Annotated in this window: 10 protein-coding genes and 1 pseudogene; 9 read left to right on the top strand and 2 right to left on the bottom strand. The window is 46.3% G+C overall.

Features of this window, described 5'->3' with window-relative positions:
• Positions 1 to 4 precede the first annotated feature (4 nt).
• The 8 genes from E4N65_RS06510 to E4N65_RS06545 are packed head-to-tail and all read left to right on the top strand — an operon-like array spanning position 5 to position 9,143.
• Positions 5 to 1,318: an OmpA family protein gene (locus E4N65_RS06510; protein ID WP_044016054.1), complete on the top strand. Its 1,314-nt coding sequence runs from the start codon at positions 5 to 7 to the stop codon at positions 1,316 to 1,318.
• 25 nt (positions 1,319 to 1,343) lie between these two features.
• Positions 1,344 to 1,757, top strand: a complete 414-nt coding sequence (locus E4N65_RS06515) for a tetratricopeptide repeat protein (RefSeq protein ID WP_044016052.1) — start codon at positions 1,344 to 1,346, stop codon at positions 1,755 to 1,757.
• 36 nt (positions 1,758 to 1,793) lie between these two features.
• On the top strand, positions 1,794 to 2,951 hold the full coding sequence (locus E4N65_RS06520) for an exo-beta-N-acetylmuramidase NamZ family protein (RefSeq protein WP_044016050.1): 1,158 nt from the start codon (positions 1,794 to 1,796) through the stop codon (positions 2,949 to 2,951).
• A 12-nt stretch (positions 2,952 to 2,963) separates the two neighbouring features.
• Positions 2,964 to 4,529 carry a glycoside hydrolase family 3 protein gene (locus E4N65_RS06525; protein ID WP_044016048.1) on the top strand — a complete coding sequence of 522 codons (1,566 nt, stop codon included), beginning with the start codon at positions 2,964 to 2,966 and terminating at the stop codon, positions 4,527 to 4,529.
• Between the two features lie 16 nt (positions 4,530 to 4,545).
• Positions 4,546 to 5,727 carry a DegT/DnrJ/EryC1/StrS aminotransferase family protein gene (locus E4N65_RS06530; RefSeq protein ID WP_044016045.1) on the top strand — a complete coding sequence of 394 codons (1,182 nt, stop codon included), beginning with the start codon at positions 4,546 to 4,548 and terminating at the stop codon, positions 5,725 to 5,727.
• A 36-nt stretch (positions 5,728 to 5,763) separates the two neighbouring features.
• The gene (locus E4N65_RS06535; RefSeq protein ID WP_044016043.1) at positions 5,764 to 7,824 is read left to right on the top strand and encodes a molybdopterin cofactor-binding domain-containing protein; all 2,061 of its coding nucleotides are present in this window, start codon (positions 5,764 to 5,766) and stop codon (positions 7,822 to 7,824) included.
• A 1-nt stretch (position 7,825) separates the two neighbouring features.
• Positions 7,826 to 8,305 (top strand): (2Fe-2S)-binding protein, encoded by a 480-nt coding sequence (locus E4N65_RS06540; RefSeq protein ID WP_044016041.1) that lies wholly within the window; start codon positions 7,826 to 7,828, stop codon positions 8,303 to 8,305.
• Positions 8,295 to 9,143, top strand: a complete 849-nt coding sequence (locus tag E4N65_RS06545; RefSeq protein ID WP_044016039.1) for an FAD binding domain-containing protein — start codon at positions 8,295 to 8,297, stop codon at positions 9,141 to 9,143. The genes E4N65_RS06540 and E4N65_RS06545 overlap by 11 nt, the downstream gene beginning before the upstream one ends.
• A 116-nt stretch (positions 9,144 to 9,259) precedes the next feature.
• Here the strand turns inward: E4N65_RS06545 and E4N65_RS06550 are convergent, their stop codons facing one another.
• Both E4N65_RS06550 and E4N65_RS06555 read right to left on the bottom strand, forming a co-directional pair.
• A complete protein-coding gene (locus tag E4N65_RS06550; protein WP_253672349.1) occupies positions 9,260 to 16,552 on the bottom strand; it encodes an Ig-like domain repeat protein in 7,293 nt (2,430 codons plus the stop codon).
• Between the two features lie 333 nt (positions 16,553 to 16,885).
• Positions 16,886 to 17,077 (bottom strand): annotated as a pseudogene (locus E4N65_RS06555) (toprim domain-containing protein); the annotation flags it as partial.
• 89 nt (positions 17,078 to 17,166) lie between these two features.
• Here E4N65_RS06555 and E4N65_RS06560 point away from each other — a divergent pair.
• On the top strand, positions 17,167 to 18,066 hold the full coding sequence (locus E4N65_RS06560; RefSeq protein WP_044016035.1) for a hypothetical protein: 900 nt from the start codon (positions 17,167 to 17,169) through the stop codon (positions 18,064 to 18,066).
• The last annotated feature ends 84 nt before the right edge of the window (positions 18,067 to 18,150 follow it).

Genomic DNA, 18,150 nt, shown 5'->3' on the forward strand with positions numbered 1-18,150 from the left:
ATCTATGAAATATTCACTTTCCCTTACCGTTTTCATTTTATTTGCTTCGCTCTTCTGCTACAGCTACCCGTCGGGGATGGAATCCCAAACAGTACAAAACTGGGAAACAGCTCAAGTAGATTCAAAAATCACGATAGATTTAAATAAAAGCGGGTTGTACCTGCCGACCGATAGAAATGCGGCAATACGGCTTATCCAACAGAACCGCTCTTCTCTCTTAAAGAATGCCTATCTTTCCATATTGGTGGATTCTTCCCATAGGATCGGCAACTATCTGGCAGAAGAAAAAATTTCCTTCACTGATATAAATACCGTCATTAACAACGGTAAAAGCACGGCGCCTATTCTCTCTCAAGAATTGCAGACGGCTATTGTTTATCATCAAAATCCTTTACAGGGACTTGCAAACCTTTTTGTAAAACATAATGCGCCGTATACCCCGTCTTTTTTTCCTCTCGGTACGGCGAGTAAGGTATACACCGGTATTTTAATCGATGCACGCGGACAGCTGCCGGTACACGGCGAGTATTCCAGTGAACAACTTAATCCGTGTTTGTTTCCGAAAATTTGGAATAAAAACATGAACTTGATTTACGAGAAGAATATCGTAGACCCTGCTCAGGCAAAAAAACACAGCATTGTTTTGTATACCGGAACTCTTGATGAAAGCGAATATCGGGACAGAATCGGTACCGAGCCATTGAGAATTATTGCGCGCGGCGTATTCGGCGACAACCGAACCGACCCGATCATCAGTAATGAAGATGCGGAACGTATCCTTGCAAAAAAGGAAAATATCGAACTGCTCCGTCAAGGAAAGATTGTTATTGTGTGTGATAAAAACACCTTGCAGGTTTCTCCGACATATCCGCTCGTGGATGAACAGTTCTACTTTATATACCGCGATATAGAAAAATTCTTCTTAGACCGCGAACCCGAAAACATCACCCTTAAAGCGCCCGAAAATGTTATCAAAATTACTATGCACGATGAGATACTATTCGTAGCGGATTCGGCAGAAATTCTTCCGGACGAAACAGGCCGTCTTGACGTAATTGCAGAAGCGTTGAAAAAAGTCGGCCCGAATACTCACTTCTTAATCGAAGGGCATACTGCTGACCTTAATCGCCCCGAAGGGCAACGCATCCTATCGCTACAACGGGCTGATAAAATTGCTGAAGAGCTTGCAAAACGAGGTATTGAAGTAAGTAGAATGCAAACTGCCGGATACGGAGCAACGCGTCCCATTGCACCGAACGACACCGCCGAAAACAGGGCAAAAAACCGCCGCGTAGAAATTACCATCCTGCGCGACTAGTACAAGTTTTTAGAGGAGTTTATGTATGAAGATAAAAAACATTACACATTTGTGTTGTATGATTATGACGTTCAGTCTTTTTTCGTGTATGACTGTCCCTAAAGAATCCGAAATACCGGAAGAAGCAACAGCAGCGGATTTAACGCAAAAAGCGCAAGAAGCCTTCGATTCAGGTAACTACCGCGCTGCACGTGTCTATTATGAGACTATCCTGAAACGTTTTGCCGATGATGAGAGTGCGTGCATCGCCGCTCAATATGAAATTGCACACTTGCATATCAAACGGCATCAATGGAAGGATGCGTATACCATACTCGAAAAGATTATGGCTCAATATGAAGGGCCGATGGCGATGCATTTGCCGCCCGATTATTATAAACTTGCAAAAATCGACCATACACGCGCTGCGGAAAAACTCCGTATTAAGACAAAGCAGTAGGCTCCGCCGATTTTTGCACTGTGTTAATATTGTATTATGGTATTGAACGGAATAGACCGGATATGTGATTTCGATTCTCTTTTTAAAGGAAAAAAGCTCGGTGTTATTACTTCGCTGTCCGGGCTTTCTAAAGATTTTATCCCTTCGTGGAAAATACTTGCCGAACAGTATACGGTACGCGCCCTCTTCGCGCCGGAGCATGGGCTTTACGGCTGTGAAGACGCCGGCACGGTATGGGAAGGCGAAAACAAATCGGTTTCCGGTATTCCGCTCTACAGCCTCTACCGGCAAGACGGGCAGGATTTTAAGCCCGATATGCTGGCCGATATCGACACCTTAGTCTACGACATTCAGGATGCCGGCGTCCGATTTTATACCTATATTTCTACATTGATACTCGCAATGCGGGCAGTATCGGCGCATGGTAAGGATTTTATCGTACTTGACCGGCCTAATCCGCTCGGCGGCGTTAAAACGGAAGGTAACATCGTAAAAAAAGACTTTGAAAGTTTTGTCGGTATGTACTCGCTGTGCATCCGCTACGGTTTAACCGCCGCCGAACTTGCACGAATGGTACACACGGAGGAACAGCTGCGCTGCCCGCTGCATATTATACCGATGGAACACTGGCGCCGCGATATGCTTTTTACCGAAACCGGCCGCGTGTGGATACCACCCTCCCCCAATCTGCCGCACTTTGACAATACGCTCGCCTATCCGGGTACCGCGTTGTTTGAAGGATCAGATGTATCGGAAGGCAGAGGCACGGCAAATCCGTTTACCCTTATCGGCGCTCCGTACATCGATGCGGAAAAACTTGCCGATACGATGAATGCTGCAAAGTTGCGCGGCGTGCATTTTTTACCCGCCCGTTTTACCCCTTCCGCCTCCAAATACGTAGGCGTGCCGTGCCGCGGCGTACAACTTTTTATCACCGACTACAAAGCCTTCGAGCCGGTTAAAACGGGCGTAACGCTCTTGTTTGCCGTTAAGATTGCCTACCCCGATGATTTCCGGTTTTTGCCCACTCCGGAAGCAACAGCCGCAGACGGAAATCTTTCGGCTTCGATAGACCGGCTCGGCGGAGACAGCCTATTGCGGACAGCCTCTTCCGCAGCTGAAGTGTGCAGCATATTTGAAAAAGAAGCGAAAACTTTTTACCGGCGTATCAGGCCGTTTTTTATTTACTCGTAGGAGGGAGCAACTATGAACAGCACTACGTTAACCGAACATATCGGACAGATGTTTGCCTGCGGTTTTCCGGGGACGCAAATGCCGGAAGACTTTATCGCATTGGTAAAAAAATACAAGGTTGGCAATGTTATCCTCTTTAAGCATAACATTACAAGCCTTGTGCAGCTCAAGACGCTCTGTGCAGATATACAGACCCTGATTACCGCTGAAACCGGACACCCTGCCTTCATCACGATTGACCAAGAAGGAGGCGCTGTTTCACGGCTTGCCGAAGACTACTATAACGTACCGGGCGCAATGGCACTGGCGGCAACCGGCGATGAAATAAATGCCTACACCGCCGGTAAAATCACGGGAGAAATCCTCCATGCCCACGGCGTAAACTTTGACTTAGCACCGGTGCTGGACGTCAATTCCAATCCGCATAATCCGGTTATCGGGGTACGCAGCTATGGAGATGATCCTACCCTTGTCGGCTGCTACGGGCTTCAGATGGTACGGGGACTCACCGCAGGAGGAGTGCTCAGTGCCGCAAAGCATTTTCCCGGGCACGGCGACACATCAGTCGATTCGCACCTCACGTTACCGACCGTCCGTAAATCAAAAGCGGAACTGGAAGAGATGGAAATTGCCCCCTTTGCACACGTCATCAAAACGGGACTGCTTCCCGCGGTTACCATCTCGCATATTCTCTTTCCCGCCATCGATGAGCAATTCCCTGCGACCATCTCTAAAAAGATCGTAACCGGCTTATTAAAAGAAAAACTCGGATTCAACGGATTGGTTATCAGCGACTGCATGGAGATGAAGGCAATGCAAACGTACTTCGGCACCGCGGAAAGCGCTGCGGCGGCAATCAATGCGGGTATCGAACTGATTTTTATCTCCCACACCATACCGACCGCCTGCGCCGCCATCGAAACGGTAACGCGCGCCTGTGCGGACAAACAGATTTCTGCAGCAACCATCGAACAGGCAGCCGGAAAGATTATCGGCTTAAAAAAGCAATTCAAACCCGCACAGCCGCTGCCGGAAAAAACGATGGAAGAATATCGAAAAACCATTGCAAGTCTCCGGCGCAAAACGCTGACGGGCTATCATCTGTCCGAAAGCGGATTCCCCAACCTCGGCAGCAAACCGTTTTTTGCCGGCCCGCAGCCGTTCATTGTTACCAATGTGTCGAACGACGTCGATAATTCAATCAGCTTTGCACGCTCCATGCAAACCGCATTCGGCGGCACCGGCATCGATACGTCGATCGACCCTGACGAAGCGGAAATCGCGCGAATCGTTGCGCAGGCGGAATCGGCTACCGGTATCGTCGCAGCGAGCTATAACGGACACGTAAAACAGGGACAGCTCAAATTGATCCAAGCCCTTACACGCCTGCATAAACCGATGATCGCTGTCGCCCTGCGCAATCCCTACGACCTCGGCTGCCTGCCTGATACCGTCTGCGGCCTCGCTGCCTATGAATACAGCAATGCAGCACTATCCCGTATCACCGAGATGCTCAAAACGAATGCCAAACCGGAAGGGCATTTCAGCGTTACTATCCCGAAGATTGTACTTGAATAAAATAGGAAATATGATCATGAATACAACCGAACAAAATCCCGCTAGGGAGATACCTTTTTTTAGACCGTCGTTCGACCGCAGAGAAGAAGAAGCGGCAATCCGCGTGCTGCATTCGGGCTGGCTAACAACCGGCAAGGAAACGCTCGCCTTCGAAAAAGAGTTTGCCGATATGGTACACAGCCCGTATGCGCTTGCAGTCAATTCCGCGTCAAACGGATTGATGCTCGCAATGGAAGCCTTCGGAATCGGCAAGGGAACCAAAATACTCACCAGCCCGTACACTTTTGTCTCGACTGCAACCAGTGCCTTGCACCTCGGCGGAGAAGCGGTCTATGCGGATATCGAAGCGGACTCATACAGTATCGATCCGGAAAAAATCGAAGATAAACTCAAGCAGGATAAAAGCATTAAAGCGATTGTGCCTATCCATATCGCAGGAAACCTCTGCAATATGAAAGCGATTAACAGCCTCGCAAAGAAATACAACGTTGCGGTTATCGAGGACGCAGCCCATGCCTTTCCTGCAAAAACAGCGGACGGCTACGGCGGTACCTTCGGCGACGCGGGCGTGTTCTCTTTTTATGCCACCAAAACCATCACAACCGGAGAAGGCGGTATGATCTGCGTCCGCAATCCCGAAGCGGCGGAACGCATTAAGCTGATGCGCTCCCACGGTATCAACCGCACAATATGGGATCGCTACACCGACAAGCACGCCAGTTGGCAATACGATGTTGTTGCGGAAGGCTATAAATGCAACCTGCCGGATATTTTATCGGCAATCGGCAGAGTACAGTTACAAAAGGCGGAAGAGTTTTACCGGAAACGGAAGCTCATCGCCGAACGCTTTACCCGCGCCTTTGAACCGCTCGACTTTTTTCAAGTTCCGCCGGACGGAGCAGGCAATGCGTGGCACCTCTACCTCCTCCGCATCGCACCGGAAACGCTTTCCGTCGGCAGGGATGACTTTGCCCGCGCGCTGCAAGAACGGGGACTCGGTATTTCAGTCCACTTTATCCCCCACTTTGAACTGACCTTCCTGAAAGAGCGGTATAACCTGCGCGCACAGGACTTCCCCAATGCCGCAGCGCACTATTCGCAGAGCATCAGCCTTCCGTTCTGGCCGGATATGACCGATGAGGATGTGCAGTATGTCATCGATACGGTAATCGATACTGCAAAAAAGTTCCGCAGATAGGAAAGATACAGTAGGGATTTTGACAGGAAGTTTGATATGATAGAACAATTTGTTTCGGATATGAGCTTTGAGGGGCAGCGCTATGCGGTGATTGTCCGCGCCCCCGTATCGTCGGGGATCATTTCCGCCGTGCATCTGCCGCCCTTACCGGAAGGGTATGCCTTTTACGGAGCAGCGCAGATTCCCGGACAAAAAACCGTCGAAGTATTTGAACACTCGATCCCGCTTTTTACAGCGGACGAGATAGAATATAAAGAACAAGCAGTCGGAATCCTTACCGGCGATAATGAGGCAACACTTGAAGCGCTGCGGAAAGATATCACAATAGAACTGGAGCCGATACCCGAAGACAGTTTTGAGGCAGGACGAACGCATACGCTGTTTGATTATCCTATTATTGCACGGGAAGATCGAACTGCCGGAAATATCGATTCAATCTTTGAAACAGCCCCTTCGACCGTATTCTCATCGCTTAAAATCGCTTCGCAATATGCCGCCCGTTCGGAGCCGTTTTCCGCCGTTACGGTGTTCCGTGAGGACGGGCTCGACGTCTATGTGCCTACCCAGTGGCCGTTTCATGTCCGTACCGCGGTAGCAAAAGCGACCGGTCTTACGGAAGAAGCGGTTGTCGTGCATCCAACCCAAACCGGCGAAACATTCAATGAACTTTTATGGTTCCCGTCTCTCCTTGCCTGTCAGTGCGCTGTTGCGGCGGTTCTACAGCGGAATACCGTTTCGCTCAATCTATCCGCGGAAGAAAGCCGGACGGCAGCGCCTAAAACGCCGGAGATGATTATCGAACATAAATCGGCGCTATCAGACACTTATTCGATTGACGCAATGCAGATATCGATTATTGTCAATGCCGGTACCTGCTGCCCGCTCATCGGCAATATACTCAAGCAAATGACCGCCGCTGCATTAGGGCCGTACACCGTACCCAACTACCGGATCGAAGTGCGGGCTTCAAAAACAGCGGATGGCCTTATCGATATCCTTGAAGGCTGGGGCGACTACTATATATCAAACGCGCTGGAAAACCACATCAACAAGATTATTCAGGATTACAATCTCTCTCCGGCGGAATGGCGCATAAAAAATATGCCGGACGATTACAGCGCCGTTTTTTCAAACCTCTTCGAACTCTTAACCGGCAAAAGTGATTTTATCTGTAAATATGCCGCGTATAATGTTTTTAACCGAGGCAAAACGGATAAACGGGACGGACGGTGGCGCGGTATCGGCTTGGCAGCGGGCTTTCAATATAGTGGATGTGCCGCAAACTTCACGTATACGGCAGAGCTGACGTTGGATGTCCACAACCGGCTTTCAATTAAGGCGGAACCGGCGGAGGATGATTTAAAGAAAGTCATCAGGAAGCTTGCTGCGAAAAAACTGGAAATCGCCGAATCCGATATTACCTTTGCCGGCCTTACGACTGCCGATATGAATGAGTCCGGGCCTGCGACTGCCGGCAATACTGCGGGTATTGTCCTACCTCTTATTGAGCAATGCCTGAGCGATTTGCAGGAGCAGCGATTCCGCAATCCGCTCCCGATCAGTATTTCGAGAAGCACTCACACCCCGCAGCCCGATACTCCGCAGCCGGACGTTTCCTCGGCAGAAAATGAAACCGGTAAAAACAGTGTTCCGTTTATTGCCAAAACGCCCGCGGCCTGTATTATCGAACTTGAAATGGATACGGTTTGCTATAAAATACAAATCCGGAAAGTGTGGTTCGCTTGTCATCCTGGAAAAATCTACGAAAAAAAGCAGATTCTCAACTATCTGCGTAAAAATATTGCCGCGGCATTATCACGTACTGCTCAGGAAGCGCTCCCTTCAGCCGAAATCGATGATACTCCCCTCCCCTATTCGGAATACCGGATGATACTGCCGAATGAAATGCCGCCCCTTTCCGTGGATATTCCCGAACGGGGACGTTCGATGAGCGCTTTTGATTCATCTGCACTGAATATACTGCCCGCTGCATATCTTGCAGCGTTGAACCAAATACTGCTGCGTGTTCCTGCACGGATAAATACCTTACCGATCCGTAGAGAACAGCTATTCAAAGCTTTGACGGGGAAAAAATAATATGAAGATACGATTTCATCTCAATAATGAGGCGGTAGAAATAGAAGCTGATGCCGATGAACGGCTGTCAGATGTGCTGAGACGGGATTTCGGCATCTTGAGTGTACGGAAAAGCTGTATGCAGGAGACGTATGCTTCCTGCACAGTGTTATTAAACGATCATCCGGTGCCGTCCTGTATGCTCCCCGTCTTTGCTGCAGCGGGGCAAAACATTATCACACTTGAAGCCTTTAGCGCTACGCAGGAATATAAAGATATTATCACCGCATTTGAAAAAGAAGGCATTACACTGTGCGGTTTTTGCTCTGCGGGTACTCTTTTAACCGCTCACAGTATTGTACAAAAACATTGGAACCCCACCGACGAACAAATACGCGATGCCTATATCGGAATCGTGTGCCGGTGTACCGATATTGTTTCGATCACCGCGGCGTTAAAACAGGTATGCAAATCAAAGAGGAGCAAGCGGCATGAAAAATAATTATATCGTCAATACCGCAAAAAACATGGCCGAGCTGTATACGCTGATGCAGAACCATACCGACATTACTCCGCTTGCCGGCACTACCGGATTGCTCAAAGATTGCCATACCGACCGTTTCCTCTTGCCGGAATCGATTTTATTCCTAAAGAATCTTCCCGAACTTGAAACCATCGCCAAACGGGAACGCTTCATAGACTTCGGCGGTGCCGCAAGCCTCAATACCATTTTAGAGCTGGGAGAAAAAAACGTACCGCGGATTCTCTATCAGGCGATTTCCCTTGCGGCCAATCCCGGTATCCGCTCGCTTGCAACCATCGGCGGAAACATCGCGCAAGCGCCCATGCAAAATTCCTGCCTTATCCCATTAATCGCGCTCGATACCAAAATCGAAATACGGACACGGAAAGAAACATTTTGGATGCCGCTGATTCAGTATTGCGACGAAAGCAGCACTGCACTGCGCCAGAGCCCGCATATTATCCTCCGTGTGCGCGTTCCGTTTGAAGAATGGACTATTTCATATTATAAGCGGCTTGGACCGGTCGGTCATATTACTGCCGATACCGCCTCTTTTGTATTTATGGCTCGCACACAGAAAAACCTGCTTTCCGATGTTAAACTGCTGTTCGGCAGCACTCAGCTGATAAAGAGTAAAGAGTTTGAAAACCTCTTAACCGGAAAGGGACTCCCCATCGACCGGCGCAGTGTCGGCGCATTGATGAAAGAAACCGAAGAGATTTTCAGCGACACCTTTTCCGCCGCGGAAATCTCCGAGTTCCAAAAGGCGTGTTTTTTCAATTTGATTGAAGAGAGTATCTACTTACTAACCAATTAAGTGTAGATTGACAAGTTATACCGCTTAAATCTTTATCCTCATTAAGAGCGGAGCAGCTTCTGCTCCGCTCTTTTCATAAGGACACCTGATGAGTCGATACTCAAACAGCTCCCAGTCTACTTCTTCTGTGCGGTTTCAAAGGCTCCGTCTTCGGCAACGGCATAGCCGAGGATGGGATTTGCAGTGCCGTTACCGCCTACAATCCATTCATCAGTACCTACAGTACCCGAAGCCGTAGGAATCTCTTTTATCACACCCGTAAAACTATCTTTATACACACCGACATTGATGCGGTATTCCCGTATCATATTCGTAGCCGGAACAATCGAAACCTCCCATGCACCGGTAAATCTTTCATCGGTAAGGGCACCGGCTTTTATGCTTCCGCTTCCTATTCCCGCAGTCACTTCAGATGCAGACGGAGCCGTTTCATCGACCAAGTAAGCAAGCTTCGCACTTGCTCCGCCCTGCATATAGTAGCTGATGTACGGTATCCATTTTCCGCCAGTCTTGGCCCGTGCAAGATCAATAGACACGTGCGTACCGGTAAGCGAATAGGAGTCTACAATGACAACAGACCAGCTTGCATTATTGTATGCCGGCAAATAAGCGTACTTTAAGTTACCGCTGTCGTAAAATGCTACGTGTATACCGCCTGAGGGGTCTGCAACACTGCGTACATATTCACCGCCCGAACTTATTTTGACGGGAGCTGACCATGTAACATTATCCTTCCGAGGAGTTTCTGTTCCGCCTGCGTATGAATACATTAAAGAACGCTCCTTAAAATTATACCATACAGCCGTAACTACATCGTGTGTTGTACCGGCTGTAGCAGCCTTAACCGCCGCAAGCGACACATATTTACCGGAGTTATTAACAGTTCCTGTTTGAGTAGAACCGCCATTATCTCCGGGATATTTTTTTGCAGGAGGCCCTGCCAATATGCTAAATGACGATGCCGGAGGTTCCTGCATCTTACCGTAACCCTTAAGGTCTATCAGCTGCCCATCATATTTATGATACGGCTGCTCTGGATTGCCCCAGTAATTCGTCTTTTTACTAACCGAACCCCAGCGATAGCGAATATGCTGATTGATAGCATCGTAATATGCCAGATAGATAAAGGTCTCTTCGTTAGTAGCGTTGCCTGCAACCGTTGTGATCGAGGGCGACTGTATACGGTCGGGGTCTGCTGTATAGGGATTATTGGTAGTACCGATATTTTCAAGGCGAAGACCGATTCCAAACTGTTCACCTCTTGGAGGCTTCCCTGCTCCGCCGTTGCTGCCATAATTATTTAAATTATTTATTTCTCCGGGTCTTCGGGAAACAAATTTTGAATAAGAGGCAACGCCTCCACTATCCCCAGAGTTCATATCGACACCGGTCGCCATACCATAGGTATATCCGTATTCGTCAAAGACAAAATCCGTATGCACATATTGCGCCCAGTTTTGATCAAAACGACGTGCACTCTTGTAATCGGTTTGTCCTGCAGTATTACCAAAGCCTGCCATGTTAAAGTATTCAACGCCGTTTGCATAGGCAAGCCCTACACTTCCGTCCTTGGGAGAAACCTTTAATACAGGATAACTTATAAAGCCGTTTGCCGGTTTTGCCGCCTGTTTAAACTGCCACACATCAATAAAGCGGTCATCTGTTAATAAGTCGTTATTAACCTTATTCGGTTCCTGATTATAAGGCTTAGTATCGTCGTTTATGTTATTGATTGACTCAATCTGTCCGACTTTTGCAACAAGGGCACCCGATTTTGCAGAACCTATTTTATACTTGGTGCCTGAGGCAGTAAGATCGGTTCCGTTAAGCTTAAATTCTGCACCGCTTAAATTAAAGCCTTCTATGGTTATTTCTTCCGCATCAGCTACAGGATATTTTCCCAAAGCCGTTCTGTTATAGACGGAAGCGTTGCTGCTGAGATCCGAGAGTTTTGTAGTAACCTTTGTTATATACGGCACGATATTCACAGCAAACGCTGTATTGTTGGAATTCTTATCATACAGGCGGTAGCTTGTAATACCAGTAGGAACACTTGTGTCCTTCCAGGTAACCGTTTTTCCGTCGGCAGAAACGGTATCAACCTGCACCAGATATGATTTTTTGCCCTCTTTATTATTTACCTTCTCATACAGACGTATAAACTGATGCTTTACCGCAGTGTGGTTTGTATCGGAAGCAAGAGTCATACCCCGATCGCCGTTCCGTGTACCGATTTTTTCGGCAGGTTCGGTTTTCCCTGCTGCGTTTGTTTTACTTGCCGCATCGGTTACATTGAGCGTTACCGTTTGAGCCAACGCAGGAGTTCCCGTTGTCCACTCATATTCCCATTCAACATAGTGACCGGTATTGCTTAAGCCTTTTTTCACAATTTTAAGAGGAGAAGTTGCCGACCAGGCTCCATTTGTAAACTCATTGCTTACACCGCTGATTCCCGCTCCGCTTAATTCAAGTTTTTTAAGCCGAATATTATCGTAAGCGATACCGCGAAGCATCACCTTACCCGAAACACAGGGATGTGCATTTATAGAGCTTATTCCCGATATTTCGATATGACCTGCAGGCTCTTTTACCTTTTTTATTACACCTGCATCGGTTTCAACATCATAGACAACACTGACAAGGGGTAAATCCGCAGGCTTTGTTATACGGCTGTCATCGCTGTTGTAGTACATCGGCATAATAAAACCGGTGGGCGTAACATCGTCGACAACATCCACACCTACGGTTATATCCGCTTGGGCACACCAATACGGACTGGTAGGAGCCGGTGTAGGAGGAGCCGGCGGATCCGACGGAACCGTTCCTATCGATTCGTCTTCAACTTTGAGAACAAGTGCTTTTTCGACAGCATCCCCGATATTGAGAACATTACTTAAATCAAGGTCTACATGATACTCATGACCGGAAGCATTGGGGGTTACAGAAACAGATTTAACAACATTACTGCCGTTAAGTAAAGATACTTTTACACTTTCCCCATAACCGCCTTTAAGTGTAACTATCAATTGGGATTTTATCGGATTTTTAAACGTAAATTCGGATGCTGCATTTACCGTTCCGGTAAAATCCCTGTTGGCATCTAAACTTCCGAAATCGGTACTTTCAAAAGTTTCATTAGGATCATTATAATCTCCATCACCGGATAAGTCGGTCTTAAAAACGATCTTTTTAATTTCAAGAGGCTTATTTTTTACAATGACATTCGTTATCGTCTCTGAAATTTCATTACCGTTTCCATCATAAGCGGTAACCGTCAGTCGTCCTTTTCCGTTGGGAACATCCTTGGTCTTAAGAGAACCTTTAAAACTGACCATATTGCCGCGTTCTGTGCTTATTTTGTTACTTGCGTGATCGGCTGTCATATCAACCGATACACTCTTAGTCAAACCGCCTTTTACAACTTCAAGTTTTGCCGTAACCTTTTGTACGCCCGATCCGGTATCGGAAGCAATACCGGTAATCTGATAGTCCGAACCGTCATCATAAATCATTTTAGGCTGCTCTACGATGCCGTAATCAAAGCTGCCGGTTAAAGATGAAGCATCGCTTAAAACAACATTTGTACCCGTTATCGAATGTACCTTATATACCTGATTATTGACTAAGACGCGGTATAAATCTTTTTTCGTGTTGTCAAGATTTGCGACAAATTGTCCGCCCGTAAATACGGCAGTATCGCTTTTTACTTTATGCACACCTGCCGCAACAGTCGGCTTACTGTTATCGTATTTGAGCGTTATCATGTATGAAACCGGTACCGGCGTTCCGTCCGTACGGGCATCTATTGCCGAAATATCAAACTGAATATTCCCCGCCTTTTGAGTATAATGCGAGGTTTTTATGGGAATTGCAAAATTATACCCCCGATCGGAGCCGATATTGGCTTGCGTAAACCAGCCTGACGTATTAGACGTATCAAGCTTTTCATAGCCTTGAGGCAGCTGAGCGGCAGACTCGGCCTTTATTGTATTTTGTATACCTGCACTGTGAGATACCGATCCCGTTATTTTAAAATCATCGCCCTTGAGCCACACCGAATTCGGAGTGTAAGGATTAGATTCTGTACCTTTTTGCAGCTGTATTTGGGAAAATTTGGCAACATCGGTATTTATCGTAAAACTTATCGGCTGAGTCCACTCACTGAACACACCGTCTACGTTTTTTGCCTTTACACGTAAAAACACCTCTTTTGAAGAGTCACTACCAAGAATATCGGCTCTAACTTCAGACGGCAGAGTGTAATTCCAATAATATACATCGGGAGACCCGGATGCAGGATAGATTTTAACGCCGCTTGCAGCTCCGTAATTCGTACCGTTTAAGGTCCACGCGGTATTCGATTCAAGCTCCGCCCGTGTTTTTCCCATCTGCAGATAAATTTCTTTAACGGTTTTACCGGATGCGGGGTTTGCCACATGGGCACTGCCGCTTATTAAAATATCGCCGCCCAAGCGATCCCCTTGTTTGGGCGCAGTCAAATCCGCAAAGGGAGTTCCGCCCGCCGGGTCAAATTTTATGGTAAATACATCGGATGTGTGCAGGTTTCCCGCCTTATCAGAAACTTGTATTTGTATGGGGATACTGTGTATGGTACCTCCCGAAGGGACGGATGCTCCATAAGCAGCTGTATATCGAGCGATATCGGATATATTGATAGTCCATGCACCGCCCGAATAGGTCAGTTTACTCCACTCTACACCGCCGGGCTTATGCTCGGTTACAAAGCCGGAATTTCCGATTTTATATTTTACGGTATCGGCATCCGCTCCTGAAGCCATTCCGGATCCGGAAGAAACTTCATCGATTATAGTTCCCATCAGTTGTATTTCTTTGAAAAAAATACCGTGCAAATCGGGGGACGACTGCTTAACCTTAGGGGCGGTAAAATCAACTATTACTGGGGTCTGCCATTCTGTCAGCGTACCCGATTTCGACTTAACATAGAGTTTAAAATTGGGATTTCCCTCAACAAGAGGTACATCATTAACCGTCCATTCTTCATATCCATCGGTAGCCGTACCTGTTTTTGTCCCTGCTTTTTCGCCGCCGCCTACGGACACTTTTACGCTTTCAATTTCAAAGGTGCTGTGTGCAAAAACTTTAAATGAAGCTTTTTTATTATTTTCACTTACTCCGTTTCCGATAACGGCATTTTGTTTTACCAATGTAACGGGAGAAGGCTCGGAATATGTTGTTCCCAACGAAAACCGTATATCTTCAAATTTAATCTGCGGAGAATCGGTATTTACCTCATAGGGGCCGAAGTCGGTATCCGTTTTATTACCGGCCTTATCATAGATACTTACACGCAGATAGTTATCTTTTTTTTGTCCGAAACTTACAACCGCCTCCCATTTATACGGATCTGAAGAAGATACGGGATCAATGAGTGTAGCAGGACTTTCGTTAGGTTTATATACTATAGGAGCGGACGAATTTGCCTTGGTACCGACCCTATAGGTTACTTTATCTATATTCGAAATTTGGCTAAGCTGAAGACCCGTGGGTATTTTATCGGCCGCCGTTCCCTTAAATGTATGCGACCATGTACTGAATGTATGATTTTCGGTTTCAACGGGATCCGTTAAAACAGCCGGCGACGGATCCGTTTTATCAAAAATAAACGGAACATATGCAGTATTAAATAATACATCGCTCTTATATGCACGCACATGAACCGTATGATTTCCCTCGGGAAGTCCGGACGTTGATACCTTCCTCTTATATACGTCCGGGGAATCTAGTGTTAAAAGCGAAGGACCGGAGGAAGCAGGAGTACCTGTAGGATCCGCATCAAAGTTATAGTCTACTTTACCGCCGGATAAATTTTTTACATCACAGAAGATGTCGAAGTCGGCTTTTTGATATGTCTTCAACGTACGGAAAAATATATACGGGGCGCCTGTCGCTTCAAGCTTTATAATGAAATATCCTTCTGAAGGCTTATTGCCTTCGCCGTAAGGTACAAATCCGCTATTATTTTTTACGTCTGTGCCTTCGACATTAATCCTGTATAAACCCGGTTTTGTATCGGCAGGCAGCAATTTTGTTATTTTTATAAGATTGCCGCTTAGTTCGACACCTGAAAAATCGGCATTATCCGCTGCTGCATCAAACAATACTTTTTCCCCGGTATAGATACCGTTTTTTAAATTTTCAGCGGTTTGTCCTTCGCAAAGGGAAACTTTGATTCCACGTGTTTTATAATCGGTACCTGCAACAAGAGCATTACCGTCCCTATTCGGATATAATTCAACAGTTAAGGCAGTAGTTGAACTAAACTGCATTAACGGGGGATTGGGCTGATCAATAAACGGTGAAATACCGACAAGCTTAAATCCCGGCGTCTTCGCCGGATTTAGCGAAAATACGCTTTTCGTTGTATTGGATATTATACGTTTACTCAATAAAACATTGCGGGCTGCTTCATCGGTATGCCGCAAATCGTATACAGCCTGTTCGTGCGGGGTGCCGCCGTTTTTTCCTTTTTTACCCGAAAAATAATCGCTTATAACCTTTGCCGTATATTTATTTAAATCAAGATCAGCTTCCAGTTCGTTTTTAATATAATAAAAAGCCGATTCATTTCCCCTATTATCATTATCGGCAGTTGCATCATCACATATTCGGGCATTATCCTGTAAAGCTATAACAGCTTTTAAAGGCTTATCATTTCCTCCTGCAGCATTCAATAAATTTGTGTAATCCGAATCAGGATCACTTGCCATAACAAGATCAACGGAGGTTTCTTTATTCTTTTTTGTTATGGACAGACTATCATTTACCTTCAAGGTAACCGAACGCAGTTCGTACATATCGGCTGCCGAACCCGTAATTTTCATCACGGCACCATATTGATCTCCCGAAGGATTGACCGCATCATTCGCTGCCGATAATGAGGGTCTTTCAACGATAAACACGGGCGGCGTATTGTCGATTTTATAGTTTTGGGTAAATGTGGACGTCTTTCCGCCCTTGTCGGTCACGGTAACGGTTGCCGTGTATTCACCATCGGGAATAGGATACACTTTTACGAGAGGATGATTGTCTATCGTTCCCGTAAATTCATTATTTATATCTGCCTTCCACGATGTGCTAGGCACTCCGGGATTTGAAACCGCAGCATAAAACGGACCTTTTCGGTCATTCGTTTCGATATTTACAAAAACAATGGAAACAGATGTAACACCCTCGTCATCCTTTGCCGTTCCCTTTAAGACAAACGAACCCCGTATCGGCATTTCACCCGCATCAGGATAGGTGATCTCACCGCTCGGCGGAAGAATATCGATCTGACCGCCCAAACCTACATACGGTTTACAGGTAATACCTGCAAGGGCAGTTAATATAATCAGTACAAGAAATACTGCACGATTCATCTTTTTCATAAGCCTTTTCTCCGCTCCATTGAGCAAGCGTTTCTAACACACTCCGGCGATAAAAACGCACTATAATTTCTTCTGCTTCGCTTCTCTGCGGCAGAACCTTACCGTCTTGCTTTCACCTCTGAGCGGTAGCGACATAACCGGTACAACTTTCTGCTATCCCGCTTCCCGTATCGGCAGGAATAGCGCAAAACTTTAATGTTGCTAGTTGATAAACTTTTTGTACGATTACTTTTTATGGATGACTTTTAGAGGGCGGCAGATTACCGCATATATTACTAAATCTCATGTGATGTATACCGATAATTAAACATTTTGTCAAGCAAAAAATAAATCTTAAATCTTTATCCTGCCTTTGAAGCTGCGCATTAGAGTCAGTTTGTCGGTGTACTCCAAATCGCCGCCGACCGGCAGTCCCGATGCAAGGCGGGTAACCTCGACGGGGAGATCGCGCAGCACCTTTTGGATATAAAGAGCGGTGGTATCCCCTTCGATTGTCGGGTTGGTTGCGAGAATCACTTCTTTTACCGCAGTACCGTATTCTTCCTCCGGTTCTTCTTACTGACCAATTAAGCGTACATTGTATCAGAGTTGCTTCTCATGCTAGTATCAACATTATGTTACGGCATACAATATTTTTTATATTACTACTGTCCGCCTACACCGCTACAGCAACGGATACACACATACAAGGTCGTATTCCTTCTCCGCTGTACGGTATAACGCTTGACGATGTTTCAGAGCATTCTATCACAGCTATCATAGATGCAATTAAAGCACTACCGGTAAAACCGACAGCACGTATTGTTATTGATGCTGACAAAAAGCCGGCTGATTTTGTTTCACTTCTCGCCGGTATTCACGAAGTCGCGTATATTATGCTTTGTCCATGCGATTCGTATGATATGGCTTTTTATAAAACAGCCGAATCCTATAAGGCGCGTTTCGCCGAATGTGCGGCATATCTCACGCCGTACGTAGATATTTGGGAAATCGGAAATGAAGTCAACGGAGAAGGATGGTTGGGCGGTTCGGAGAAATTGATTGCCGAGAAGGTTTATACGGCGTGGAAATACATACATCAGCAAGGTTTTGCAACGGCACTTACCGCATATATGGCTGATCCGGATTATCAAAGTATAACAATGGAGGACTGGCTTTTAAACTATATTCCACCTGATATGCGGAATACACTTGATTATGTATTAGTCAGTTACTATGACGATGATAATGACGGTAAGCATGAAGAATGGCAGAATATGTTCAAAAATCTGTATAATATGTTTCCTAATTCTTTGCTTGGATTCGGTGAATGCGGGTTTGCAAAACCACACAACGCAGGAAAAACCTTCAATGCCCAGGCAGATAGATATTATCGTATGCTCCCCTATAACCACCGCTATATCGGCGGCTATTTTTGGTGGTATTGGCAGGAAGACTGTATTCCTCATAAACAAAATTCGCGTTGGAGCAAAATAGCCGATAATTTTTTGTGGATGAAAGAACAATACCGCTAAACAAGACAATACAAAAAGCGTCGCCGTTAAAAACCAAAGTTTTTAACGGCAATGCCCAAAACTTTTATTTTACCTTACAAAAAC

The organism is Treponema sp. OMZ 855 (assembly GCF_024181145.1).
In the GTDB taxonomy this organism is placed as follows: Bacteria; Spirochaetota; Spirochaetia; order Treponematales; family Treponemataceae; genus Treponema.